Source organism: Streptomyces sp. NPDC050704, assembly GCF_040654355.1.
In the GTDB taxonomy this organism is placed as follows: Bacteria; Actinomycetota; Actinomycetes; order Streptomycetales; family Streptomycetaceae; genus Streptomyces.
In genome coordinates this window covers 44,222-69,771 of record NZ_JBFAHW010000029.1, presented here as the reverse complement: position 1 = coordinate 69,771, position 25,550 = coordinate 44,222, and the positions used below count along the sequence as shown (strand labels likewise).

The following is a 25,550-nucleotide window of genomic DNA, read 5'->3' as shown; positions in this document are numbered from 1 at the left end:
CACCGACCGACCACGTACGACCGCCTGTTGGGAGCAGAATCATGGAACTCACGACCGCCGCCCCGCGGCGCCGGAGCACCGTCCGTGACGCCGATGGCATGGCCGTCGCGTCCTTCATCCTCGGCCTCGTCGGCCTCCTGGCCCTGAACCTCTTCCTCGGCCCCGTCGCCATCACGCTGGCCTCGATCGCGCTCTACCGCGGCACCGCGCGCCGCGGCCGCGCCTTCCTCGGCCTCGGCCTCGGCGTCGCCGACCTGCTGGTCCTGGCGGCCTTCATGTCGGCGGACAACACGCTGTCGTGGAGCTTCTGAGGCCGACGCCGAACCCACCGGCCGAAGCCGTCGGGACCGGGCCCGTAGAATCGGCTCACCATGGCTTACCTCGACCACGCCGCGACCACGCCCATGCTTCCGGAGGCGGTCGAGGCAATGACCGCCCAGTTCGCCGTCACCGGCAACGCCTCCTCCCTGCACGCCGCCGGCCGCCGCGCCCGCCGGACGGTCGAGGAAGCCCGCGAAACCCTGGCGGACGCCCTCGGCGCGCGCCCCAGTGAGGTGGTCTTCACCTCCGGCGGCACCGAGGCCGACAACCTCGCCGTGAAGGGCCTGTACTGGTCCCGCCGCGACGCCGACCCGGCCCGCACCCGGGTCCTCGCCAGCCCGGTGGAGCACCACGCCGTCCTCGACGCGGTCCACTGGCTCGGCGAACACGAGGGCGCCACGGTCGAGTACCTCGCGGTCGACCCGTACGGCCGCGTCCACCCCGAAACCCTGCGCGAGGCCATCGCCCGCAACCCCGACGACGTCGCCCTGGCCACGGTCATGTGGGCCAACAACGAGATCGGCACGATCATGCCGGTCCGCGAACTGGCGGACGTGGCAGGGGAGTTCGGCATCCCGCTGCACGCCGACGCGGTCCAGGCCTTCGGCCAGATCCCGGTGGACTTCGGGGCCTCCGGCCTCGCCGCGATGACGGTGTCAGGGCACAAGATCGGCGGCCCGTACGGCATCGGCGCGCTGCTGCTCGGCCGCGAGTACAGCCCCGTACCCGTCCTGCACGGCGGCGGCCAGGAGCGCCATGTGCGCTCCGGCACCCTGGACGTGCCCGCCGTCGCCGCGTTCGCCGTGGCGGGCCGGACCGCCGCCGAGGAGCGCGAGTGGTTCGCCCGCGAGATCGGCGGACTGCGCGACGACCTGGTGGACGCCGTACGCAAGGCCGTCCCGGACGCCATCCTCGGCGGCGACCCCGCCGGCGCGGGCCGCCTGCCCGCGAACGCGCACTTCACGTTCCCCGGCTGCGAGGGCGACTCGCTGCTCCTGCTCCTGGACGCCCAGGGCATCGAGTGCTCCACGGGCTCCGCCTGCACGGCGGGCGTGGCCCAGCCCAGCCATGTCCTCCTCGCCACCGGGACCGACCCGGACCTGGCCCGCGGCACCCTGCGCTTCTCCCTCGGCCACACCTCCACGGAGACGGACGTCGAGGCGGTGGCGAGGGCGATCGGCCCGGCGGTGGAGCGCGCCCGCAACGCGGGGCTGAGCTGAGACCCGCGCCCGGCGCGTCGGCTAGGCGCTGCCCGTGGGCGTCGCCGACCCGGTGGCGGCCGCCTGCTCGGCCGCCCTCCGCACCAGCGGTATGTACCGGTCCCAGTCCCAGTGCGGCCCAGGGTCCGTGTGGTCGGTGCCGGGCACCTCGACATGGCCGATGATGTGCTCCCGGTCGACGGGTAGGTCGTACCGCGCGCACACGCGTGCCGTCAGGCGCGCCGACGCCTCGTACATCGCGTCCGTGAAGTCCTGCGGCCGGTCCACGAAGCCCTCGTGCTCGATGCCGACACTGCGTTCGTTGAAGTCGCGGTTGCCCGCGTGGAAGGCCACGTCCAGCTCGCGGATCATCTGCGTGATGTGACCGTCCTTGCGGACGATGTAGTGCGCGGCGGCGCCGTGGCCGGGGTCCTGGAAGACCTTCACCGCGCTCTTGAAGCTGCCCTGCGTGACGTGGATGATCACGCGGTCTATCCCGTAGTCCTCGGGCCGGTCCGCCATCCGCCAGTTCGCCGGGGACGCCGCCACCCAGCGCGCACCGCGGTAGTCGACCTCGCCCTCCTTGCGCGGCTTGTCCACGCTCGGCAGCCGCCACCACAGGCGCCCCAGCTCGTCACGGGCCAGCACGGCCGTGCCCACCGCGGCCGCCGCCCCGCCGATGAGCAGCGCACGGCGCCCGATGCGCCGGTCCGAGTCGTTCGACGTCTCCCCCACCTGATCGTGCATGTAGTCGTGAACGGATACCCGCGGGCTTCGGTTCCCGCGGACCCTTACCCTTGAAGGGTTATGACTGAGATCTCGCAGCGCCCCCGCCCCCTCCGCGTACTGGCCGCCATGTCCGGCGGCGTGGACTCCGCCGTCGCCGCGGCCCGCGCCGCGGAAGCCGGACACGACGTGACCGGTGTCCACCTCGCCCTCTCGGCGAACCCCCAATCGTTCCGCACGGGCGCGCGCGGCTGTTGCACCATCGAGGACTCGCGCGACGCCCGCCGCGCCGCGGACGTCATCGGCATCCCCTTCTACGTGTGGGACCTCGCCGAGCGCTTCCGAGAGGACGTGGTCGAGGACTTCGTCGCCGAGTACGAGGCCGGGCGCACCCCGAACCCCTGCCTGCGCTGCAACGAGAAGATCAAGTTCGCGGCCCTGCTCGACAAGGCCCTCGCCCTGGGCTTCGACGCGGTCTGCACGGGGCACTACGCCAAGGTGATCGTGAACGAGGACGGCACGCGTGAGCTGCACCGCGCCTCGGACATGGCCAAGGACCAGTCGTACGTCCTGGGCGTACTGGACGGCCGTCAGCTCGCGCACGCCCTCTTCCCGCTCGGCGACACGGTCACCACCAAGGACGAGATCCGCGTGGAGGCCGAGCGCCGCGGCCTGGCCGTCGCCAAGAAGCCGGACTCGCACGACATCTGCTTCATCGCGGACGGCGACACCCAGGGCTTCCTGGCGAACAGGCTGGGCAAGGCGGAGGGCGACATCGTCGACGAGTCCGGCGAGGTCCTCGGCACCCACGAGGGAGCGTTCGGCTTCACGATCGGCCAGCGCAAGGGGCTGCGCATCGGCACCCCCGCCGCGGACGGCAAGCCGCGCTACGTCCTCGACATCTCGCCGGTCGACAACACGGTGACGGTGGGCCCCGCCGCCGCCCTCGACGTGGACGCCCTGACGGCGATCAGGCCCCGCTGGTGCGGCGCCGCCCCGACAGGACCGGGCACGTACACGGCCCAGCTGCGCGCGCACGGGGGCGAGACCGAGGTGGCGGCGGAGCTCGTCGACGGCGAACTCCGGGTGCGGTTCACCGAGCCCGTCCGGGGTGTTGCCCCCGGCCAGGCGATCGTCCTGTACGACGACACTCGGGTGGTGGGCTCGGCGACGATCGCGACGACCGCGCGGACGGCCGCCGCGTCGGTCTGAGGTCCTCCGTCTGAGGCCCTCCTGACAGGGGCTTCCTGTCCCGGTCCTGGACTCAGACGACTTCTACTCCGTAGAAGCACAGGTGGTCCTTGATCTCGGCGACCTCCGGCTTCGGGTCGGGGTACGTCCAGACGAGGTCCGGGGCGTCCGGCAGCGACCAGTAGGACGCGTCGCCCTTGAACGGGCAGTGGGTGTGGGTGTCCGACGGGGTCAGCAGATCGAGGCGTACGTCCTCCGGGGGGAGGTAGTAGCGCACGGGCAGGCCCGTCTCGCGCAGCAGCAGCGGGCGCGTGCTCTCCGCGAGCACCTGGTCGCCGTGCACGACACGGACGTGCTCGGTGCCCTGCTCGATGGTGATGCGGTGGCCTTGGGTCACGGCTTTTCGGCCTCCTCGGGTAGCGGTCTCGCCGGGTACAGCGCACGCTGCTGTCGTGTTCTTCCCGCTCTTCCTCATGGCTTGATTCCGGCGGAGGTCCTCATGGGAGCCGCGAGTCCGACCCGTAACCGCAGAAGCCTCGCCCACCAGGCGCGCTACGCCCTGCGGCACCCCAGGAAGGTGCCCGCGCACGTGCGCCGGGCCGCGCGCGACGCCCTGCTGCGGCTCAGATACGGCCACGACCACATCGCGTACTACCGGGCGGTGATGGCCTCCGACGCCGCGCGCTCCGCCGAGGCGGCGGTGGGCCACAATCCGTCCCGGGACCGGTGGACGCAGATCGGCCGGATGCAGTTCGACTACCTGGTGCGGCACGGTCTGAAGCCGGAGCACCGGATGCTGGAGATCGGCTGCGGGAACCTGCGCGCCGGGCGGCTGTTCATCGACTACCTGGAGAGCGGCCACTACTACGGGATCGACATCTCGCCGGACATCCTGATCGCCGCCCAGGACACCCTCGTACGGGAGGACCTGCAGGCCAAGCTGCCGCACCTGACGCTCACCGACGACCTGACCTTCGCCTTCCTGCCCGACGGGCACTTCGACGTGGTGCACGCGCACAGCGTGTTCTCGCACTCGCCGCCGCACGTCATCGAGGAGTGCTTCGCGCACGTCGGCCGGGTCCTCGCGCCCGGCGGGTTCTTCGACTTCACCTTCGACCGGACCGAGGGCACGGAACACCAGGTGCTGCACGAGGACTTCTACTACCGCACCCGGACGCTCGTCGAACTCGCCGCGAAACACGGCCTGTCGGCCCGCTTCATGGACGACTGGGAGGCCCTGCCGCACCGCCAGTCCAAGATGCGGGTGACCGCGATGCCGGAGCCCGCCCGTGACGTCGGAACCGGCTCGTGATGTCGGAGCAGGCCAGTAGCGTGTAGGCCATGAATATCTGCGTCTTCCTCTCCGCCGCCGACCTCGACGAGCGCTACACGCGCCCCGCCCGCGAGTTCGCCGAGCTGCTCGGCAAGGGCGGGCACACCCTGGTGTGGGGCGGTTCCGACGTCGGGCTCATGAAGGTCGTCGCCGACGGGGTGCAGGAGGCGGGCGGGCATCTGCTGGGCGTCTCCGTGGAGTTCCTGGCGGCCAAGGCCCGGCCGGGCGCCGACGAGATGGTCATCGCGCGCGACCTGGCCGAGCGCAAGGCGCTGCTCCTGGAGAAGGCCGACGCCGTCGTGATCATGGTGGGTGGTACGGGGACGCTGGACGAGGCGACCGAGATCCTGGAGCTGAAGAAGCACGGGCACACCGACAAGCCGGTCGTCCTGCTCAACACGGCGGGTTTCTACGACGGCCTGAAGGAGCAGTTCCGGCGCATGGAGGACGAGGGCTTCCTGCCGCGTCCCCTCACCGACCTGGTGTTCTTCGCGGAGGAGCCCGTAGGGGCGCTGGCCTACCTGGAGGAGAGCCAGGGCACCCGGTGATGCGAGCATGAAGGGTATGGCTACACATGTGATCACCGGGGCGGGCTCCGGCATCGGCGCGGCCGTCGCCCGCCGTCTGCACGCGCGCGGGGACGAACTCGTGCTGCACGCGCGCGACGCGGGCCGCGCGAAGGCACTGGCCGCCGAGTTCCCCGGGGCCCGGACGCTCGTCGGCGACCTCGCTGACCCGGACCGGCTCTCCTGGGCGTTCTCGCACCAGACGCTGCCCGACCGGGTGGACTCCCTGCTGCACATCGCGGGCGTCATCGACCTCGGCACGGTCGGCGAGCTGACTCCCAAGGCGTGGCGCCACCAGCTCGACGTCAACCTGATCGCCCCCGCCGAGCTGACCCGGCACTTCCTGCCCCAACTCCGGGTCGCCCAGGGCCATGTGCTCTTCGTCAACTCCGGCTCGGGTCTCAACGCCGGCCGCGAATGGTCCGCGTACGCGGCCTCCAAGCACGGTCTGAAGGCCCTCGCCGACTCCCTGCGCCACGAGGAGCACGCGAACGGCGTCCGTGTCACCTCCGTCTATCCGGGCCGCACCGCGAGTCCCATGCAGGCCAAGGTCCACCAGCAGGAGGGCAAGGAGTACGACGCCTCGCAGTGGATCGACCCCGAGTCCGTCGCGACGACGATCCTGATGGCGCTCGACCTGCCCCGGGACGCCGAGGTCAACGACCTGACGGTGCGACCGGGCCGCTGACCTCAGCGGAACCATTCCGTAGGCTGCCCGGGTGAGCGAAAACAGCGTGTTCAGGTTCGGGCCGGCGACCGGGGTCGGATCCATGCCGGGCGGGGACATCCGCGAGGCGGCCAGGACGGTCACCGGATCCGTCGAGGGCTTCCCGTACCTGCCCGAACTGCCCGCCCGCGGCCCGGGGGCCGACATGATCGGGCGGACCGCCGGAATGCTCGTCGAGGTGTACGCGCGCGTGGAACCCAGCGGCTGGCGGATCGGCGACCGGCCGGGGCGTGACACCAAGCGGGCCTGGTCCTGGCTCGGCGAAGACCTCGATGCCCTGGAGGAGTTCACCCAGGGGTACGAGGGACCGCTGAAGGTGCAGGCCGTGGGGCCCTGGACACTGGCCGCCGCCCTGGAGCTGAGGAACGGCGAGGTGGTGCTCTCCGACCCCGGCGCCCGCCGGGACCTCGCCGGGTCGCTCGCCGAAGGGCTGCGGACGCATCTCGACGAGGTGCGGCGGCGCGTGCCGGGAGCCGACGTCGTGCTGCAACTCGACGAGCCCTCCCTCGTCGCCGTCCTGCGCGGGCACGTGAGGAGCGCGAGCGGCTACCGGACCCACGGCCCCGTGGACCGGCAGGCGGTCGAGGCCGTGCTGCGGGACGTCATCGGGGTGCACCGCGGCGGACCCGTGGTGGTGCACTCGTGCGCGCCCGACGTGCCGTTCGCGCTGCTGCGCAGGGCGGGTGCGGCCGCGGTCTCCTTCGACTTCGCGCTCCTCACCGAGCGTGACGACGACACGATCGGGGAAGCGGTGGAAGGGGGCACGAAGCTCTTCGCCGGTGTCGTGCCCGGCACGGACAGCCCATTGTCAGACCCTGCCGGTAGCGTCATGGGTGTCAGGTCGCTGTGGCGCAGGCTGGGGCTGAGTCCGGGGCTTCTCACGGACGCGGTCACGGTCACTCCGGCGTGCGGACTCGCGGGCGCTTCCCCTGAGTACGCACGCCGGGCGCTGGCCCACTGCGCCCGGGCGGCGAGATCACTCGCGGACAACCCAGAGTAACGGGAGGACGATACGGTGGCCGGCGACAAGGACGCACAGACTGCCTCGGCTGGACAACCCGCGCCCGCCGAGGCACGGGAGAAGCACGCGCAGCTCGCTGAGCAGATCGAGGAGCACCGCTTCCGGTACTACGTGAAGGACGCGCCGGTCGTCAGCGACGCGGACTTCGACAAGCTCCTGCGCGCGCTGGAGGCCGTGGAGGACGAGTATCCGGAGCTGCGCACCCCCGACTCGCCGACCCAGAAGGTCTCGGGGGCGTACGAGACGGAGTTCACGGCCGTCCAGCACCGCGAGCGCATGCTCTCCCTCGACAACGCCTTCGACGACGAGGAGCTGGCCGGCTGGGCCGACCGCGTCGCCAAGGAGGTCGGCACCTCCGACCACCACTTCCTGTGCGAGCTGAAGGTCGACGGCCTCGCGGTCAACCTCACGTACGAGCACGGCCGCCTCACGCGCGCGGCGACCCGCGGCGACGGCCGCACGGGCGAGGACATCACGCCGAACGTGCGGACGATCGCGGAGATCCCCGACCGCCTCCAGAGCGGCGACCGCATCCCGGACCTCGTGGAGATCCGCGGCGAGGTCTACTTCCCGATGGAGAAGTTCGAGGAGCTCAACGCCCGTCTGGTGGAGGCCGGCGACAAGCCCTTCGCCAACCCGCGCAACGCGGCGGCGGGTTCGCTCCGCCAGAAGGACCCCCGCATCACCGCGACCCGCCCGCTGCACATGGTCGTGCACGGCATCGGCGCGCTGCAGGGCTTCAACGGCATGAGCCGTCTCTCGGAGGCCTACGACCTGCTGAAGGCATGGGGCCTGCCGACGACTCCGTACAGCAAGGTGGTCGACGACCTCGACGGGGTACGGGAGTTCATCGAGTACTACGGAGAGCACCGCCACTCCGTGCAGCACGAGATCGACGGCGTGGTCGTCAAGCTCGACGAGATCCCCCTCCAGGGCCGCCTCGGCTCGACCTCCCGCGCCCCGCGCTGGGCGATCGCGTGGAAGTACGCGCCGGAGGAGGTCAACACCAAGCTGGTCAACATCCGGGTGGGCGTGGGCCGCACGGGCCGCGTCACGCCGTACGCGCAGGTGGAGCCGGTCACCGTGGCCGGCTCCGAGGTCGAGTTCGCGACGCTGCACAACCAGGACGTGGTCAAGGCCAAGGGCGTCCTCATCGGGGACACGGTGGTGCTGCGCAAGGCCGGTGACGTCATCCCCGAGATCCTCGGCCCGGTCGTCGACCTGCGCGACGGCAGCGAGCGGGAGTTCGTGATGCCCGCCGAGTGCCCCGAGTGCGACACCCCGCTGGCGCCCGCCAAGGAGGGCGACATCGACCTGCGCTGCCCCAACGGCCGCACCTGCCCGGCCCAGTTGCGCGAGCGCCTCTTCTATCTCGGCGGACGCAAGAGCCTGGACATCGAGAACTTCGGATACGTGGCGGCCGCCGCCCTGACCAAGCCGCTGGAGCCCGCCGAGCCGCCCCTCGGGGACGAGGGCGACCTCTTCGACCTGACCATCGAGCAGTTGCTGCCCATCAAGGCGTACGTCCTCGACCAGGACAGCGGACTGCCCAAGCGGGACCCGAAGACGGGCGAGGAGAAGGTCGCCACGGTCTTCGCCAACCAGGAGGGCGCGCCCAAGAAGAACGCGCTCGCGATGCTGGAGTACATCGCGGCCGCCAAGGAGCGCCCGCTGGCCCGGATCATCACCGGCCTCTCGATCCGGCATGTGGGCCCGGTCGCGGCCGAGGCACTGGCCCGCGAGTTCCGCTCGATCGACCGCATCCAGCAGGCCACGGAGGAGGAGCTGGCCGCCGTCGAGGGCGTCGGGCCCACCATCGCCGCCTCGTTGAAGCAGTGGTTCACGGTGGACTGGCACCAGGAGATCCTCCGCAAGTGGAAGGCCGCCGGTGTCCGCATGGAGGAGGAGAGCTCAGGGGAGGACGAGGGACCCCGCCCGCTCGAAGGGCTCACCCTCGTCGTCACCGGCACCCTGGAGCATCACACTCGCGACGGAGCGAAAGAGGAACTGCAGAGCCGGGGAGCGAAAGTGACCGGTTCGGTTTCGAAGAAGACATCTTTCGTCGTCGTGGGTGACAATCCCGGATCGAAGTACGACAAGGCGATGCAACTGAAGGTGCCGGTTCTGAACGAAGAGGGCTTCGCCGTCCTGCTCGAACAAGGACCGGAAGCGGCCGCCGAAGTCGCGCTTCCGATCGAGGAGTAATCGAGGAGCAGCGGAGGAGCGGCGGAGGCGTGGGGGGTTGAAGACCACCCGTTCGGCGCATACCAGATGCATACGGGTGGCTGGGACGCATTCGGGCAACCGTCTACGACCGCTGCCCGTGGAAGCCTTCTGCGGCCTACTGTTGAGGGGTGCGCCTGCCGTGCCCAGCTGCGGTTGGGGCATTCCCTTGCTCTTCAGGAGTCTGGGGAAGGGTTTTCGGACGCGGTGCCGTTGAAGGACTGTCGGGCATCGGGCCGCGTGGCGTGGGCACCGCCGGCTGTGAGAGGGACGGGAATGGAACCGACCGAGAGCGCCGCCCCGGACTCACGGCTGCGCCCGCGCCGGCTGACCGGCGTGTGGCGGTGGGGGTATCCCTTGCTGGAGCGAAGCCGGGAGCTCGGGGCGGTTCGCCGGATCACCCGGCTGATGGGACGGGCGGGCACGCAGGGGCGCGCGGCCGAAGAGCTCACCACGGCGGACGGGCGCGGCCCGGGCCGCTACACCGCCTACCCGGGATCCCACACTTCCGGATCCCACGCTCCCGGATCCCATACCTCCGTGCCGGGCCAGGAGTCCGAGCGGCAGTCGGCCTGGCCCGCGCTGCCCGCGACGGTCGTCGGGGTGGCCGGGTTCGTGCTCGGCGCGGGCTTCTTCGGGGCGTTCACCGGGAACCACGCGCTCTTCCCGGCCGGTCAGGCCGGCTGGGCGCTGGCCGTCCTGGTCGGCATCATCGTCGGCCATCTGGTCGCACTCGGCCGTTCCCGCTGGTGGGGCGGCACGGGCTCCGGCGCGGCCCTCACCCTCGCCGTCCTGCTCCTGTACGGCTGGGTGCCCGCCGGGATGGTCAGCCTCACCGTCGTCGTGCTCGTCGGCATAGCCCGCCGCCACCGCTGGCGGCAGGGACTGCTGCACGGCGCGGTGGACATCCTCGGTATCGGCGCCGGGGCGCTGGTGCTCGCCGTGTTCGGCCGGGTCCCGTCCGTCGAGACGCCGTGGAAGCCGGAGACGTGGACCGTCTACACCGCCCCCGAGGTGGTGTTGGTGGCCGTCGCGTATCTCGCGGTGACCCGCGCGCTCCTCTGGTACCTCCATGCGCCGCGTACCGGAGGGCTGCCGACCGTGGCCCGCAGCGCCCTGGTCAGACAGGGGCTCGTCGCCGTCGCGCTGCTCGGCATCGCCCCGCTGATCTGCGTCGTCGCGGTCGCCCTCCCCGTGTTACTGCCGCTCTTCGCTGTTCCGCTCATCGCTCTCGACTCCACGCTCTGGATAGCCCGGGCCCGGGCCGAGGAGCAACTGCGTGATCCGCTCACCGGTCTGCCCAACCGTCAGTGGCTGCTCGAACGGACCTGGCGGGCGCTGGACGATGCCGAGCGAATCGGTGCACGTTCTGCCCTGATGCTGATCGATCTTGACCGCTTCCGGTCCGTGAATGACACGCTCGGACATCTCGCGGGGGACCGTCTGCTGTTGCAGATAGCGGACAGGCTGCGGGTCGCACTGCCGCGCGGGGCGGAGGCCGCGCGGCTCGGCGGGGACGAGTTCGCCGTGCTGCTGCCCATCGCCGACTCGACGACGTCCGCGACGCGGGTCGCCCGCAGTCTCGTGGCCACGCTCGGCTCGCCGCTCGACCTCGACGGGCTGACGCTCGTCCTGGAGGCCAGTGCCGGGCTCGCCGTCTTTCCCGACCACGCGCTGGACGCGGAGGGCCTGCTGCGGCGGGCGGACGTCGCGATGTACCAGGCGAAGCGGGACCGTACGGGGGTGGAGGTGTACGAGTCCAAGCGGGACTCCAACACCCCCGACCGGCTGGGGCTGCTGGGGGATCTGCGGCGGGCGCTCGACGCCGGGGACGTCGAGCTGCACTACCAGCCGAAGGTGCGGTTCGACGGGCAGGTGGCCGGGCTCGAAGCGCTCGTACGGTGGGTGCATCCCGAGCGCGGGCGCGTACCGCCCGACGAGTTCATAGCCATCGCCGAGTCGTCCGGGCTGATGCCGCATCTGACCGAGTACGTGCTGGAGACGGCGCTCGGGCAGGTGGCGCGGTGGCGGGCGCAGGGGCTGCACGTTCCGGTCGCCGTCAATGTGTCGCCCCGCGATGTGCACACACCCGGGTTCGCCGGGGCGGTGGCCGCGCGGCTCGCCCGGCACGGGGTCCCCGCCGGGTCCCTTCAGCTGGAAATAACCGAGCATGTGCTGCTGGAGGACCCGCAGCGCGCCGCTGACACCCTCGCAGGACTGACCGGGCACGGCGTGAAGATGTCGCTCGACGACTTCGGGACCGGGTACTCGTCGCTGGTGCATCTGCGGCGGCTGCCCGTGAGCGAGCTGAAGATCGACCGTTCCTTCGTGGCCCGGCTCGCGGTGGACAACGAGGACGCCGAGATCGTCCGGTGCACGGTCGACCTCGCCCACTCGCTCGGGCTGCTCGTCGTCGCCGAGGGGGTCGAGGACGACGAGACGTGGGAGCGGCTCCGGGATCTCGGGTGCGATGCCGTGCAGGGCTGGCTCGTCGCCGCGGCGATGCCCGCGGAGGAGGCGACCGCGTGGCTGCTGGCCCGGGGGTCCCGGGGGTGGCAGCGGCCGGCCGCCGCGCTGCCTGCCGCCGCGGGGGACGAGTAGTCGGTCCTGTGCGGGTCTGTGGGGGCGCCCCCGGCCCCCGGCCGGGTTTGTGATTCCCGCCCGCACCGCCCGCACCGCCCGTGACGCGCGTCCGCCGGGTACGGGCCTTCCCGTGGGGGTGCCTCGCCGTCGGCGACTGCCGGTGCGTCGTGCCCTCGGCCCCGCAGCCACCGCGCCCGCCCTGAGACCGGTGAGCCGGCCCGCCCTGCTCGGCGTCCGACAGGCGGCCGCGCGGAGCGTCCCGACCCTCCCGCCGAGCCGTGCGGCGGGTGCCGTCGGGAAACCGATGTACGGGTACTCGGCCGCGCCCCATAGGATTGGGCCAAACCACACACACTCACCCCTGAGGATCGCTGCATGCCTGGCATCACGCGCGAGGAGGTCGCCCACCTCGCCCGGCTGGCGCGTCTGGAGCTGAAGGGCGAAGAGCTCGACCACTTCGCCGGCCAGCTGGACGACATCATCGGCGCGGTCGCCCGCGTCAGTGAGGTCGCCGACCAAGACGTACCGCCGACCTCCCACCCGCTGCCGCTGACGAACGTCATGCGCGCGGACGAGGTCCGTCCGTCGCTCACCCCCGTGCAGGCGCTCTCCGGCGCCCCGGCCCAGGAGCAGCAGCGTTTCAAGGTGCCGCAGATCCTGGGGGAGGACTAAGAAATCATGACGGACCGCAACATCAACATCATCAGGCTCACGGCCGCCGAGATCGCCGCGAAGATCTCCGCCGGCGAGCTCACGGCCGTCGAGGTCACCGAGGCCCACCTCGCCCGGATCGAGGCCGTCGACGAGAAGGTGCACGCCTTCCTCCACGTCGACCGCGAGGGCGCCCTCGCGCAGGCCCGCGCCATCGACGAGAAGCGGGAGCGGGGCGAGAAGCTCGGCCCGCTCGCCGGCGTCCCGCTCGCGCTGAAGGACATCTTCACCACCGAGGGGATTCCGACCACGGTCGGGTCCAAGATCCTCGAAGGCTGGATCCCGCCCTACGACGCGACCGTCACCAAGAAGCTGAAGGCCGCCGGTGTCGTCATCCTCGGCAAGACCAACATGGACGAGTTCGCCATGGGGTCCAGCACCGAGAACAGCGCGTACGGGCCCACCGGCAACCCCTGGGACCTGACCAAGATCCCCGGCGGCTCCGGCGGCGGTTCCTCCGCGGCCCTCGCCTCCTTCCAGGCGCCCCTCGCCATCGGCACCGACACCGGCGGCTCCATCCGCCAGCCCGCCGCCGTCACCGGCACGGTCGGCGTGAAGCCGACGTACGGCGGCGTCTCCCGGTACGGCATGGTGGCGTTCTCGTCCTCCCTCGACCAGGGCGGGCCCTGCGCCCGTACGGTCCTGGACGCGGCGCTCCTCCACGAGGTCATCGCCGGTCACGACCCCCTCGACTCCACCTCCATCGACGCGCCGGTGCCGGCCGTCGTCGAGGCCGCCCGCAACGGCAGCGTGGCGGGCATGCGCGTCGGCGTCGTCCAGCAGTTCCGCGGCGAGGGCTACCAGGCCGGTGTGCTCCAGCGCTTCGACGAGTCCGTCGCGCTCCTCAAGGAACTGGGCGCCGAGATCGTCGAGCTGGACTGCCCGTCCTTCGACCTGGCGCTTTCGGCGTACTACCTGATCGCCCCGTCCGAGTGTTCGAGCAACCTCGCCCGCTTCGACGGCCTGCGCTACGGCCTGCGGGTCGGCGACGACGGCACGCACTCCGCCGAGGCGGTCACCGCGCTCACCCGTGAGGCGGGCTTCGGCGACGAGGTCAAGCGCCGCATCATGCTCGGCACGTACGCGCTCAGCTCCGGCTACTACGACGCGTACTACGGCAGCGCCCAGAAGGTCCGTACGCTCATCACGCGGGACTTCGAGAAGGCGTTCGAGCAGGTCGACGTGATCGTCTCGCCGACGACGCCCACCACCGCCTTCCCGATCGGCGAGCGTGCCGACGACCCGATGGCGATGTACCTCGCGGACCTGTGCACCATCCCGACCAACCTCGCGGGCAACTCCGCCATGTCCCTGCCCTGCGGCCTCGCGCCGGAGGACAACATGCCGGTCGGGCTGCAGATCATCGCCCCGGCCATGCAGGACGACCGCCTGTACAAGGTCGGTGCTGCTGTCGAGGCCGCGTTCGTGGAACGCTGGGGTCACCCGCTGATCGAGGAGGCTCCGTCGCTGTGAGCAAGGCAATGTCCAAGGCCAAGGGCTTCAAGAAGTCGAAGTCCGGTACGTACCTGTCCATCGCCACGACCGCGTTCGGCGCCGTCAGCGTCGTGAAGCAGGCCAAGAAGGCCCGCCTCGACAACGACACGCTCCGGCTGATCGACGCGGCCGTGTCCGCCGCCGCCATCGTCACCGGTCTGGCCATCCTCTACCGGGAGCTCAAGCGCCTGGGCGACGACGACGTCCTGCTGGGCTGAGAGGGAAAGTTTCACCGTGACTGTCACGACTGACCTGGTGTCGTACGAGGACGCGCTGGCGTCGTACGACCCCGTCATGGGCCTTGAAGTCCATGTCGAACTCGGCACCAAGACGAAGATGTTCTGCGGGTGCTCCACCGAGCTGGGCGCCGAGCCCAACTCGCAGACCTGCCCGACCTGCCTCGGCATGCCCGGCGCGCTCCCGGCCGTCAACGCGATCGCCGTCGAGTCCGCGATCAAGATCGGTCTCGCGCTGCACTGCGAGATCGCCGAGTGGTGCCGTTTCGCCCGGAAGAACTACTTCTATCCGGACATGCCGAAGAACTTCCAGACCTCCCAGTACGACGAGCCGATCGCCTTCAACGGCTATCTGGACGTCCAGCTGGAGGACGGCGAGGTCTTCCGCGTGGAGATCGAGCGCGCCCACATGGAGGAGGACACCGGCAAGTCCACCCACGTGGGCGGCGCGACGGGCCGTATCCACGGCGCGTCCCACTCCCTGCTGGACTACAACCGCGCCGGCATCCCGCTCATCGAGATCGTCACCAAGCCGATCGAGGGAGCGGGCGAGCGCGCGCCCGAGGTCGCCAAGGCGTACGTCGCCGAGCTGCGCGAGCTCATCAAGGCGCTCGACGTGTCGGAAGCCCGCATGGAGATGGGGCAGATGCGCTGCGACGTGAACCTGTCGCTGCGTCCGCACGGCCGGGAGAAGTTCGGCACGCGGAGCGAGACGAAGAACGTCAACTCGCTGCGTTCCGTGGAGCGCGCTGCCCGTTTCGAGATCCAGCGGCATGCCGCGGTTCTCGACGGCGGCGGCACGATCATCCAGGAGACCCGCCACTTCCACGAGGACACCGGGTCCACGACCTCGGGCCGCGTGAAGGAGGAGGCCGAGGACTACCGGTACTTCCCGGAGCCCGACCTCGTCCCGGTCGCCCCGGCCCGCGAGTGGGTCGAGGAGCTGCGCGCGGGCCTGCCCGAGCAGCCGCTGGCCCGCCGCAACCGGCTGCGCGAGGAGTGGGGCGTCAACGCTCACGACATGCAGTCGATGCTCAACGCCGGTGCCATCGACCCGATCGTCGCCACCATCGAGGCGGGCGCGGACGCCGCGTCCGCTCGCAAGTGGTGGATGGGTGAACTGGCGCGTACGGCCAACGAGTCGGGCGTGTCCCTGGACGCGCTGGCCATCACGCCCGAGCAGGTCGCCCGGGTGGCTGCCCTGGTGACCGCAGGTGAGCTGAACGACAAGCTGGCCCGCCAGGTCATCGACGGTGTCGTCAAGGGTGAAGGCACCCCTGACGAGGTCGTCGAGAAGCGTGGTCTGAAGGTCGTCTCCGACGAGGGCGCCCTGACGGCCGCCGTCGACGAGGCCATCGCCGGCAACCCGGGCGTCGCGGACAAGATCCGCGCCGGCAAGGTGGCTGCCGCCGGTGCCCTCGTGGGTGCCGTCATGAAGGCCACCCGGGGACAGGCCGACGCGGCCCGCGTCAAGGAACTGATCCTGGAGAAGCTGGGAGTTGAGGGCCAGTAGCTCCGCTTGAGGCGCGGCGAGGGGTGCACCTGGGGATTCAGGTGCACCCCTCGCTTGTGCGTGCCGTCCTGAGGGCTGCCGTCCTGGGGGCTACCGCCCCCAGACCCCCGCTATCGGCCTGGACGGCCTCGTCCTCAAACTCCCCCAGCTACCGCTGGGAGGGGCCCCCAGACGGGCTGGGGGTGCAGGCTCGTCCTCGGCGGTCGGACGGGCTGGGGTGGGCGCTCGTCCCCAATGGTCGGACGAGCCGGGGGTGGGCTCGTCCTCAGTCGTCGGATGGGCTGGAGATGGGCTCGTGCGGGCTTGATCCGGGCAGTCGCAACGCCATCGGCAGCGCCAGTGCCATCAGGCCCGCCCCGCACAGCAGCGTCGTCCGGAACCCGTCCGTGGCCGTCAACAGCAGGGCCGCCAGCGCCGTGCCCACCGACGCGGCCATCTGGAGGATGATGCTCAACGCCGTGCTGCCCGCGGCGACTTCGGAGTCGGCGAGGCCCCGCGTGGCCGAGGCCATGACCGGCATGTTGGTCATGCCGACGCCGGTGCCCATGACGGCGAGGGAGGCGACCAGGCGCCAGTACGGGGTGTCGGAGCCGGCCTGCAGGGCGAAGGCGAGGAAGCCCGCCACGGCGACCAGGACGCCGGGCACGACGATCGCGCGGGTCGCGACGCGGTCCGAGATACGGCTGGAGAACTGCATCACCGTGCCGCTGAACAGGAACTGAGGGGCCATCAGTAGCCCGGCCTCGGTGGCGGACAGGCCGCGCTCCTGCTGCCAGTACAGCGGTACGAGGATCATCGAGCCGAAGTACGCGGCGGAGAACGGCACCATCGTCACCACCGCCCGGCCGAACGACGCCCGGCGCAGCAGCCGCAGGTCGAGGAGCGGATGGGCCGCCCGCAGTGCCCGTACCGCGAAGGCCGCCACCAGAGCCGTACCCGCGACGAGCGGGAGGACGACCCCGGCGTCCCCGAAGCGGCCGCGTTCGCCGCCCAGCGTGAGTCCGTACAGCAGGGCCGCGAGGCCGGGGGAGAGCGTCAGCAGGCCGGGCAGGTCCAGCGGGCGGCGCACCCGCTCGTCGTCGTCGCGCAGAACGCGGGCGCCGAGCAGCAGGGTCAGGGCGCCGACCGGGACGTTGACGAAGAAGATCCAGCGCCAGGAGAGCGAGTCGGTGAAGACGCCGCCGAGGACCGGGCCGGCCATCGGGCCGATGAGGACCGGGATGCCGAGGATGCCCATCATCGTGCCCTTGCGCTCCGGCGGGGCGGCGCGCAGGACCACGGTCATCGCGACCGGCACGATCATGCCGCCGCCGAGCCCCTGCAGCACCCGGAACGTGATCAGTGAACCCGCGTTCCAGGAGAGGCCCGTGAGCGCCGAGCCGAGCGTGAACAGGGTGACGGCGGTGAGGAAGACCCGCTTGGCGCCGTACCGGCCCACCGCCCACGCGGTGACCGGGATGACGGTCGCCAGCGCGAGCGAGTAGCCGGTCACCGTCCACTGGACGACGGACAGCGGGGTGTCGAAGGCGCCCGACAGGTGGTCGAGGGCGACATTGACGATGGTCAGGTCGAGCACCGTCATGAACGAGCCGAGGACCATGACGCCCGCGAGGGCGAGGACGTGCCTCGGTATGGGGGGCGCGGGCGAACTCCCGCTCTTCGTCGGCAGCGTGGCGCTCATCCGGCGGTGTACCGGGTCTCGTCGCGGCTCGGGCGCGCGGGGCCGACCAGGAAGGGCGTTTTCGGGGGTGTGGGTGAGTACGGCATAGCGAAAAAGTACAACGGTCATGGTAGTTGGTGCAACGTTCGTTGTGAATTCCCTGGTCCGGCTACCGTGAAGGGCGACAGGAAGGGGCAGGACGCGTGAGACAAGGGCTCGCCGAGAAGCGGCAGGCGATCGTGCGGGGGGCGCGCAGGGTCTTCGGGCGCGACGGTTACACCCGTGCCGCCATCGACTCCATCGCGAAGGAGGCGGGTGTCTCCACCCGCACGATCTACAACCACTTCCCGGAAGGGAAGGCGCAGCTCTTTCGTGTGGTCGTCGTGGAGGGTTCCGAAGAGGTCGTACGCGCCCATGTCGACGCCATCGACCGGCGGTTGTACAAGGTCACCGACCTGGAGTCCGACCTCTGCGACTTCGCGCGCGCCTGGATGCGGCCGTTGTACGAACACGGCGACCACTTCGCCGTCGTACGGCAGCTGAGGGCCGAAGTCGGCCACATTCCGCAGGAGTTCCTGGACACGTGGCGGGCCTCGGGACCCGACCGTGCCCGCAAGGTGGCGGCCGCCCGGTTCCGGGAGCTGGCCGACGAGGGGCTGCTCGACGCCCCGGATCCGGAGCGGGCCGTGACCCACTTCTTCTGGCTGACCGGCGCCGAGATCTCCGACCGTACGTACCACGGGGCGATCCGCATGCCCGACGAGGAGCGGGACGAACTGATCGCCTCCGGGGTGCGGGCGTTCCTGCACGGCTATCTGCCCCGCTAGGCCGCCGGACGACGGACGCCGTCGGGTGCTACAGAGTTCACCTGATTGTCTTGTGAATTGGCTCGCACTCCTGTGAGTAGACACACGAAAGCGGTTAACGATCAGTTTCTGCTGCGAGAGTGTCCAGACATTACTCATGCGTTCTTTGCGGGCTGTTCAGTTGCATCAGCGGCGGTTCCCGGTCAAAGATCCACGAACCACCCCAGGGAGCACGTCCGTGGCAGCTCTTGCGCGCTGGTGTGTCAGGCACCGCCTCGTCGTCGTACTGCTCTGGCTCCTCGCGCTCGGTGGCGTCAGCGCCGCCGCGGCCGTCGCCGGATCCGCGTACTCGAACGACTACGAGGCGCCGGGCACCGAATCGGGCCGCGCGACACAGCTCCTCCAGGACGGCTTCCCGGCGCTGGGCGGCGACAGCGACACCGTTGTCTGGCGCGCCGGCCCCGGCACGGTGCGCGCCGCCGACGTCGAGCAGACCATGACCCGCACGCTCGACAAGATCGCAGGGCTGCCGGGAGTCGCCGCGGTCGCCAGTCCGTACGAGGGCCGCGGCGCCGGTCAGATCAGCGGCGACGGACGTACCGCCTACGCCACCGTCACCTTCGACGACTCGGCCGAGGACATCGACCAGGGCGAGGCGGCGGCCGTCGTGGCCGCCGCGAAGGCCGCCGAGGCCGATGGGCTCCAGGTGGAGCTGGGCGGCCAGGCCATCGCCCTCACCGAGTCCTCCGGCGGGCACATCGCCGAAGTCGTCGGGGTGGTCGTGGCGGCCGTGGTCCTGTTCCTCGCGTTCGGCTCGCTCGCCGCCTCGCTGCTGCCCATCGCCACCGCCCTGGTGAGCGTCGGCACCGCGTACGCCGGGATCGTGCTGCTCGGGCACGTGATGACCGTCGCCGACTTCGCGCCGATGCTCGGCATGCTGATAGGGCTCGGCGTCGGCATCGACTACGCGCTGTTCATCGTGACCAGACACCGGCGCGGGCTGAAGCGGGGACTGCCGGTCGAGGAGGCCGCGCGCAACGCGGTGGCCACCACCGGGCGCGCGGTCGTCTTCGCGGGCGCAACCGTGTGCATCGCCCTGCTCGGCATGCTCATACTGCGGCTCGGCTTCCTCAACGGTGTCGCGATCGCCGCGTCCCTCACCGTGGTCCTCACCGTCGCGGCCTCCGTGACGCTGCTGCCCGCGCTGCTCTCCTTCCTCGGCATGCGCGCCCTCAGCCGCCGCGAGCGCCGCCGCCTCGTCGAGCACGGTCCCCAGCCGGAGATCCCCACCGGCCTCGCCGCCCGCTGGTCCGCCTTCGTCGAGCGGCACCCCAAGCTCCTGGGCGCCTTCGCGCTGGCCGTCATGGCGGTGCTCGCCCTGCCGACCTTCTCCCTGCACCTGGGCACCTCCGACCAGGGCAACAACCCGGAGTCGGCCACCACACGGCAGGCGTACGACCTCCTGGCGGACGGCTTCGGACCCGGCCTGAACGGTCCTCTCACCCTGGTCACACACGTCGGCGGGGCCCAGGACCGGCTCGCCCTCGACAACCTCGACGCCACCCTCCGGGAGACCGAGGGCGTCCGGGCGGCGACCCCGGTGAGGTACGACGGCGCAGGCGACACCGCGTACCTCAGTGTCGTCCCCGAGTCCTCGCCGCAGTCCGAGAAGACCAGCGAACTCGTCGACCGGCTGCGCACCGAAGTGCTGCCGCGCGCCGAGAACGAGACCACGCTCGACCTCCAGGTCGGCGGCATGACCGCCGGCTACGACGACTTCGCCGACGTCATCATCGGCAAGCTGCCCCTCTTCGTGGGCGTCGTCATCGGCCTCGGCTGCATCCTGCTCCTGCTCGCCTTCCGCTCGCTCGGCATCCCCCTGAAGGCCGCCGCGATGAACGTCGCGGCCGTCGCCGCCGCCTTCGGAGTCGTCGTCGCGATCTTCCAGTGGGGCTGGGGCAGCGAACTGCTGGGCCTGGGACGGGCCGGGCCGATCGAACCCTTCCTCCCCGTGATCATGGTCTCGGTCCTCTTCGGGCTCTCCATGGACTACCAGGTCTTCCTGGTCAGCCGGATGTACGAGGAGTGGCTGGAGACCGGCGACAACCGGCGGGCCGTGCGGGTGGGCCTCGCCGAGACCAGCCGCGTGATCAACTCCGCCGCCGTGATCATGATCTCGGTCTTCCTGGCCTTCGTGCTCAGCGGCGACCGCGTCATCGCGATGTTCGGCATAGCGCTCGCCGCCGCGGTCGCCCTGGACGCGTTCGTGCTGCGTACGCTCCTGGTGCCCGCCCTCATGCACCTGCTGGGCGGCGCCAACTGGTGGCTGCCCGGCTGGCTCGACCGGCGCCTGCCGCGCATCAGCATCGAGCCGCCCGAGTGCCGCCCTGCTCACCCGGCCTCCGGGGCCGCCTCCCGTGCGACGATTCCCGAGGCGCGCGACGACGCGTTCATGGACGTACTCGCGAAGGAGCGACAGCAGGATGTACGCGATATCCCTGGGTGACGACGGCGCCGAACTGCGACCCCTGGAGCCCTGGCACGCCGAGGAGTTCCTCGCCCATCTGGAACGGGGCAGGGAGTTCATCGGGCAGTACATCCCCTTCGGTTCCGGTGCCACGGACGTGGCGTCCGCCCGGGCCGCGCTCCAGAAGTACGCCGACCAGCGCGCCGCCGACACCGGGTCCCTGCACGGCCTGTGGCTGGACGGGAAACTCGTGGGCGGGGTGCTCTTCCTGAACTTCGACGCGGAGCGGGGGAACTGCGAGGTCGGCTGCTGGCTGGAACCCGCCGCCGCCGGGCGCGGGCTGGTCACGCGGGCTGCCCGGGTGCTCGTCGACTGGGCGGTCGAGGAGCGCGGCATGCACCGTGTGGAGTGGATCGCGGCCGCCGCCAACGAGCCGAGTCTGAACGTGGCGCGGCGGCTCGGAATGCGCCGTGAGGGCGTCCTGCGGCAGAGCTATCCGCACCGGGGCGTACGGCACGACCTGGAGGTCTGGGCCGTCCTCGCGGAGGAGTGGCGCGGGCGGCAAGGGGCCTGAGACCGCCGCGAGCCGCACGAAAGAGCGACGCGCGTGCGGGGATCTTGGGATCTTTAAGAAATTCTCAGACAGCGTCCGTACCGTGCGGGGCATGGGAACCAAGACAGAAGACGAAGCCGGAATCGAGACCGGCACCGAGGCACAGCGCGACGAGAAGGCCGTAGAGCTCACCAAGGGCGACGAGACGGCCACCACCGGGGAGACCGAAGGGGCTGAGACGGCCGAGGACCAGGCCGACGCCGAGGTCCTGGACGACGGCCTGGGCGACGAGGACGAGCAGGTCGTGGTCGCGGCCGACGGCGGTTCCGGCGTGGGCCTCGGTGCCGCCGCCGTCGCCTCCGCCGGACTCGGCATCGTCTCGCTGACCGGCAGCTGGGTCGGCACCATCGCGCAGGCGCGCGACTCGCTGTACGGCCAGCTGGAGGCCGCGCAGGGCGACACGGTGGCCACCCAGGTCCAGCAGGTGTACGTCGACTCCTGGAACGCCAACGCGCTGGTCGCCGGATGCTTCGCGCTGGTCGCGCTCATCGTCGGCGTCATCGTGCTGGTCCGGCCCGCGTTCGGCGACCCCGACCGGGTCGGCCAGGCCCCCTGGGTCAAGTCGGTCGCCTGGGCGGGTGTCTCGCTCGGTGTCATCGGCCTGCTGCTGGCCGTCCTCAAGTACTCCGACGTCCTCCTGGGCATGCCGTCCACGAGCTGAACAAGCCGCACGAGCTGCAGAACCGCACGTCCTGAGGGGCCTTAGGCCCGCCGTAGGCCACTTACGGCGGAACTAAGGCCCTTCGCACGTCCGAAGATGCGGAACTCTCCCGATGTGGCGCACCCCCCTTGGAGACGAAGGTTGAGTCATCGCAGACAAGCGAAGTCGAAAGTGACTCTTCCCGAGGGGTACAAGATGTTCGAGTACGAGCTCCAGCGAATCCGTTCCGCCGAACTGATCCGCGAGGCCGACAACTACCGCCTGGCCCGTGCGGCCGTCCGCGCCGCCAAGCGCGAGGCCGGGCGATCCGATCACCACGACAGCGAAGGGCAGGTGCATACCCGCCGCCAACGCCGGTCCCGGTTCGCACGCGCGGCATGAGCGTGACCGGCGCCCCGATAACCAGTGCCGGAGTGTCGGACCCCTGTGCGATGCTCGGCGCTGTGGAGACCAGGTCCGTCAGTCCGGTCTTCGTCGGCCGGGCCGACGAACTGGACGTGCTGAACAACGCGCTCGCCCGCGCTGCCGCGGGCGAGCCGCAGGCATTGCTGCTCGGCGGTGAGGCCGGCGTCGGAAAGACCCGGCTCATCGAGGAGTTCGCCACCGCGGCCTGCCGCGAGGGCGCGGTCGTCGCGCTCGGCGGGTGTGTCGAGATCGGCGCCGAAGGGCTGCCCTTCGCGCCGTTCTCCACCGCCTTGCGCGCCCTGCGCCGCCACCTGCCCGACGAGCTGGCCGCCGCGGCCGCCGGACAGGAGGAGGAGCTGGCCCGGCTGCTGCCCGAACTGGGCGACACCTCGCGCGGGCGGCACGACGAGGAGGGCATGGCCCGCCTCTTCGAACTCACCGCCAGGCTCCTGGAGCGTGTCGCCGCCGACCGCACGGTCGTCGTCCTCCTGGAGGACCTGCACTGGGCGGACGCCTCGACCCGCCACCTCCTCGCCTACCTCTTCCGTACGCTGCGCAGCGGCCGCCTCCTCGTCGTCGCCACCTACCGCGCCGACGACGTCCACCGCCGCCACCCGCTGCGCCCCCTGCTCGCCGAACTCGACCGGCTGCGTACGGTCCGCCGTATCGAACTCGGCCGCTTCAGCCACGCCGAAGTCGGCCGCCAGATAGCCGGCATCCTCGCCGCCGAGCCGGACCCGGCCCAGGTCGACGAGATCTTCAAGCGCTCGGACGGGAACGCGTTCTTCGTCGAGGAGCTCGCGGTCGCCTCGCACGACGGCTGCCGCACCGGCCTGCCCGACTCCCTGCGCGACCTGCTCCTCGTCCGCGTGGAGAGCCTGCCCGAAAGCTCCCAGCGGGTCGCCCGGATCGTCGCCGAGGGCGGCTCCGCCGTCGAGTACCGGCTGCTCGCCGCCGTGGCGCAGCTCGCCGAGGACGACCTCATCGAGGCACTGCGGGCCGCCGTGGGCGCCAACATCCTGCTCGCGACGCCCGACGGGGGCGGCTTCCGCTTCCGGCACTCCCTGGTGCGCGAGGCCGTCGGCGACGACCTGCTGCCCGGCGAGCGCTCCCGCCTCAACCGCCGGTACGCGACCGCGCTGGAGGACGATCCGACGCTCGTCCCGGCCGACGAGCGCGCCGCCCGGCTGGCCAGCCACTGGTACCACGCACACGACGCCGCCAAGGCCCTGCCGGCCGTCCTCGACGCCTCGGTGGCGGCCCGCCGCCGGCACGCCTATTCGGAGCAACTGCGGCTCCTGGAGCGGGCGATGGAGCTGTGGGACACCGCCCCCGAGGCGGTACGCGCCGAGCTGCGGCCCGTCGACTACACCGAGATCTATCCCCCCTGCGGCTGCGACCCGGAAACCACCCCGCTGCGCTACCTCGACCTGATGGCCGAGGCCGCCGTCGCGGGCCGGTTCTGCGGTGAGCGCGAGCGCGCCCTGAAGATCACCAAGCGGGCCCTGCACCTGCTGGAGGACGAGGACGACCCCCTGCGGGCCGCCTGGTTCTGGACCCAGCGCTCCCGTCTGATGGAGTCACTTGGCCGCGGCGACGGCTGGCAGGAACTCGCCACCGCCCAGGAGCTGGTCCGCGGGCTGCCGCCGTCCGAGGTGCACGCCGAGGTCCTTGGTGCCGTCGCCAACTGGTCGATGCTGCACGAGCCGGGCCCCGACGCGCTCTCGGCGGCCGAGCGGGCCGTGGAGTACGCCCGCATGGTGGGCGCTCGCGACATCGAGCTGAACGCGCGGCTCACGCTGGGCGGACTCCTCGTCGAATCGGGCGATATCGAGACGGGACTCGCCGAGGTCCACGCGGTCAAGGAGCGGGCGAGTGCGGTCGGCGCCGACTATGTGGTGGGCCGCGTCCATGTGAACCTGCCGTCCCATCTGGAGGGCATCGGCCGCTCCGAGGACGCCGTCCGGATTCTCCAGGACGGTGTCGAACTCGCCCGGAAGCTGGGCCTGTTGGACACCGAGGCCTGGGTATGGGGCAATCTCGTCGAGTCCCTCTACTCCCTGGGGCGCTGGGACGAGGCGAGCGAGGCCGGGGCCAACTCGGAGCGCGTCGGCCAGAGCGCCAAGCCCCGCGGCTTCCGCACCACCCTGCACGCCCATCTCGCCCTCGCCCGGGGCGACCTGGCCGATGCCGGCCGCCAACTGGCCGCCTCCCACACGCATTTCGGCACCCACGACACCGTGCCCCAGCACGCGCTGCCGCTGGCCGTCCTCGCGATCGGCATCGCCGCCGGCGAGGGCCGCCTCCCCGACGCCCGCGCCAAGCTGTACGAGGCCCTGAGCACCGGCTTCCCGCCGGGCACCCAGCGCTATGCCTGGCCCCTGCTGCTCGTCGCCGCCACCACGGAGGCCGACGCCCGCGGGCTGCCCGCCGCCGAACAGGGCCGCGCCGAACTCGTGGAGCGCGTGCGCAAGGCCGCCAAGTCACTCGCCACGAACGTGCCCGTCTGGCAGGCGTACGAGCGCTGGGTGCGCGCCGAACTGCTGCGCGCCGAGGGCCGGGACACCCCGGACGACTGGTCCGAGGCGCTCACCGCCTTCGAACCCTTGGAGCGTCCGTACGACCTCGCCCGCGTCCGGCACCGGTTCGCCGAGTCCCTGCTGGCCTCGGGCGGCGGCGAGGAGGAGCGGGACCGCGCCACCGAACTGCTGCGGCTGGCCCGCGCCGTGGCCGACCACCTCGGCGCACGTCCGCTTGCCGACTCCGTCGACCTGCTCGCCCAGCGCGCCCGCCTCACGCTCGCCCGCGCCCCCGAGCGGTCCGCCTCAGCCCTGGCCTCCGCCGACCCGGCCGAGGCGCTCGGTCTGACCAGCCGCGAGCGCGACGTCCTGCGCCTCGTCGCCGTCGGCCGCAGCAACCGCCAGATAGCCGAGGAGCTCTTCATCTCCCCGAAGACGGCCAGCGTCCACGTCTCCAACATCCTCGCCAAGCTGAACGTCTCGGGCCGCGGTGAGGCGGCGGCACTGGCCCACCGACTGCGGCTGTTCCCGCCGGGTGCGGGCGACCGCGTTACTGCGCGATAATGCAGGCGGGC

The 25,550-nt window shown here is 71.4% G+C and carries 22 protein-coding genes; 19 read left to right on the top strand and 3 right to left on the bottom strand.

All coding sequences use genetic code 11. From position 1 onward, the window contains the following. Positions 1–41 precede the first annotated feature (41 nt). Positions 42–311 (top strand): DUF4190 domain-containing protein, encoded by a 270-nt coding sequence (locus tag AB0I18_RS19045; RefSeq protein ID WP_363106662.1) that lies wholly within the window; start codon positions 42–44, stop codon positions 309–311. A gap of 60 nt (positions 312–371) precedes the next feature. Further along, the gene (locus AB0I18_RS19040; protein WP_363106661.1) at positions 372–1,541 is read left to right on the top strand and encodes a cysteine desulfurase family protein; all 1,170 of its coding nucleotides are present in this window, start codon (positions 372–374) and stop codon (positions 1,539–1,541) included. 21 nt (positions 1,542–1,562) lie between these two features. Here AB0I18_RS19040 and AB0I18_RS19035 read toward each other — a convergent pair whose 3' ends face one another. Continuing rightward, positions 1,563–2,267, bottom strand: a complete 705-nt coding sequence (locus AB0I18_RS19035) for a peptidoglycan recognition family protein (RefSeq protein WP_363106660.1) — start codon at positions 2,265–2,267, stop codon at positions 1,563–1,565. Positions 2,268–2,327: 60 nt separating this feature from the next. On the opposite strand from AB0I18_RS19035, the gene mnmA reads away from it, so the two are divergent. After that, on the top strand, positions 2,328–3,458 hold the full coding sequence (gene mnmA / locus AB0I18_RS19030; protein WP_363106659.1) for a tRNA 2-thiouridine(34) synthase MnmA: 1,131 nt from the start codon (positions 2,328–2,330) through the stop codon (positions 3,456–3,458). Positions 3,459–3,510: 52 nt separating this feature from the next. Here the strand turns inward: mnmA and AB0I18_RS19025 are convergent, their stop codons facing one another. After that, positions 3,511–3,834: a DUF427 domain-containing protein gene (locus AB0I18_RS19025; protein WP_363106657.1), complete on the bottom strand. Its 324-nt coding sequence runs from the start codon at positions 3,832–3,834 to the stop codon at positions 3,511–3,513. 102 nt (positions 3,835–3,936) lie between these two features. Here AB0I18_RS19025 and AB0I18_RS19020 point away from each other — a divergent pair, with 102 nt between their 5' ends. From AB0I18_RS19020 to gatB, 10 genes are all read left to right on the top strand, one after another. After that, complete coding sequence (locus AB0I18_RS19020) at positions 3,937–4,749, top strand: class I SAM-dependent methyltransferase (protein ID WP_363106656.1); 813 nt, start codon at positions 3,937–3,939, stop codon at positions 4,747–4,749. Positions 4,750–4,778: 29 nt separating this feature from the next. Beyond that, positions 4,779–5,318: a TIGR00730 family Rossman fold protein gene (locus tag AB0I18_RS19015; protein ID WP_363106655.1), complete on the top strand. Its 540-nt coding sequence runs from the start codon at positions 4,779–4,781 to the stop codon at positions 5,316–5,318. A gap of 7 nt (positions 5,319–5,325) precedes the next feature. Next, positions 5,326–6,024, top strand: coding sequence for an SDR family oxidoreductase (locus AB0I18_RS19010; protein ID WP_363106654.1), 699 nt, complete (start codon positions 5,326–5,328; stop codon positions 6,022–6,024). A gap of 31 nt (positions 6,025–6,055) precedes the next feature. Then, on the top strand, positions 6,056–7,063 hold the full coding sequence (locus AB0I18_RS19005) for a methionine synthase (protein ID WP_363106653.1): 1,008 nt from the start codon (positions 6,056–6,058) through the stop codon (positions 7,061–7,063). 15 nt (positions 7,064–7,078) lie between these two features. Continuing rightward, positions 7,079–9,289: an NAD-dependent DNA ligase LigA gene (gene ligA, locus AB0I18_RS19000; protein ID WP_363106652.1), complete on the top strand. Its 2,211-nt coding sequence runs from the start codon at positions 7,079–7,081 to the stop codon at positions 9,287–9,289. Between the two features lie 294 nt (positions 9,290–9,583). Beyond that, positions 9,584–11,908, top strand: a complete 2,325-nt coding sequence (locus AB0I18_RS18995) for a bifunctional diguanylate cyclase/phosphodiesterase (RefSeq protein WP_363106651.1) — start codon at positions 9,584–9,586, stop codon at positions 11,906–11,908. 357 nt (positions 11,909–12,265) lie between these two features. Beyond that, on the top strand, positions 12,266–12,562 hold the full coding sequence (gatC, locus tag AB0I18_RS18990) for an Asp-tRNA(Asn)/Glu-tRNA(Gln) amidotransferase subunit GatC (RefSeq protein WP_363106650.1): 297 nt from the start codon (positions 12,266–12,268) through the stop codon (positions 12,560–12,562). Positions 12,563–12,568: 6 nt separating this feature from the next. Then, positions 12,569–14,074 (top strand): Asp-tRNA(Asn)/Glu-tRNA(Gln) amidotransferase subunit GatA, encoded by a 1,506-nt coding sequence (gatA, locus tag AB0I18_RS18985; RefSeq protein ID WP_363106649.1) that lies wholly within the window; start codon positions 12,569–12,571, stop codon positions 14,072–14,074. Further along, entirely contained in the window at positions 14,071–14,313 is a 243-nt protein-coding gene (locus tag AB0I18_RS18980; RefSeq protein ID WP_363106648.1) for a hypothetical protein, read from the top strand. Before gatA ends, AB0I18_RS18980 begins: the two co-directional genes overlap by 4 nt. Positions 14,314–14,329: 16 nt before the next feature. Next, positions 14,330–15,844, top strand: coding sequence for an Asp-tRNA(Asn)/Glu-tRNA(Gln) amidotransferase subunit GatB (gatB, locus tag AB0I18_RS18975; RefSeq protein WP_363106647.1), 1,515 nt, complete (start codon positions 14,330–14,332; stop codon positions 15,842–15,844). A 265-nt stretch (positions 15,845–16,109) separates the two neighbouring features. Here gatB and AB0I18_RS18970 read toward each other — a convergent pair whose 3' ends face one another. Further along, on the bottom strand, positions 16,110–17,525 hold the full coding sequence (locus tag AB0I18_RS18970; protein ID WP_363106646.1) for a DHA2 family efflux MFS transporter permease subunit: 1,416 nt from the start codon (positions 17,523–17,525) through the stop codon (positions 16,110–16,112). Between the two features lie 182 nt (positions 17,526–17,707). Between AB0I18_RS18970 and AB0I18_RS18965 the strand changes: the two genes are divergently transcribed. The 6 genes from AB0I18_RS18965 (at position 17,708) to AB0I18_RS18940 (ending at position 25,539) form a co-directional block, all read left to right on the top strand. Beyond that, on the top strand, positions 17,708–18,331 hold the full coding sequence (locus tag AB0I18_RS18965; RefSeq protein WP_363106645.1) for a TetR/AcrR family transcriptional regulator: 624 nt from the start codon (positions 17,708–17,710) through the stop codon (positions 18,329–18,331). 217 nt (positions 18,332–18,548) lie between these two features. Next, the gene (locus AB0I18_RS18960) at positions 18,549–20,816 is read left to right on the top strand and encodes an MMPL family transporter (protein ID WP_363106644.1); all 2,268 of its coding nucleotides are present in this window, start codon (positions 18,549–18,551) and stop codon (positions 20,814–20,816) included. Beyond that, positions 20,794–21,351: a GNAT family protein gene (locus AB0I18_RS18955; RefSeq protein ID WP_363106643.1), complete on the top strand. Its 558-nt coding sequence runs from the start codon at positions 20,794–20,796 to the stop codon at positions 21,349–21,351. Before AB0I18_RS18960 ends, AB0I18_RS18955 begins: the two co-directional genes overlap by 23 nt. Positions 21,352–21,442: 91 nt before the next feature. Then, the gene (locus AB0I18_RS18950; protein WP_363106642.1) at positions 21,443–22,051 is read left to right on the top strand and encodes a hypothetical protein; all 609 of its coding nucleotides are present in this window, start codon (positions 21,443–21,445) and stop codon (positions 22,049–22,051) included. Positions 22,052–22,246: 195 nt separating this feature from the next. Next, a complete protein-coding gene (locus AB0I18_RS18945; RefSeq protein WP_363106703.1) occupies positions 22,247–22,432 on the top strand; it encodes a hypothetical protein in 186 nt (61 codons plus the stop codon). Positions 22,433–22,482: 50 nt separating this feature from the next. Then, a complete protein-coding gene (locus AB0I18_RS18940; RefSeq protein WP_363106702.1) occupies positions 22,483–25,539 on the top strand; it encodes an AAA family ATPase in 3,057 nt (1,018 codons plus the stop codon). Positions 25,540–25,550: the final 11 nt, after the last annotated feature.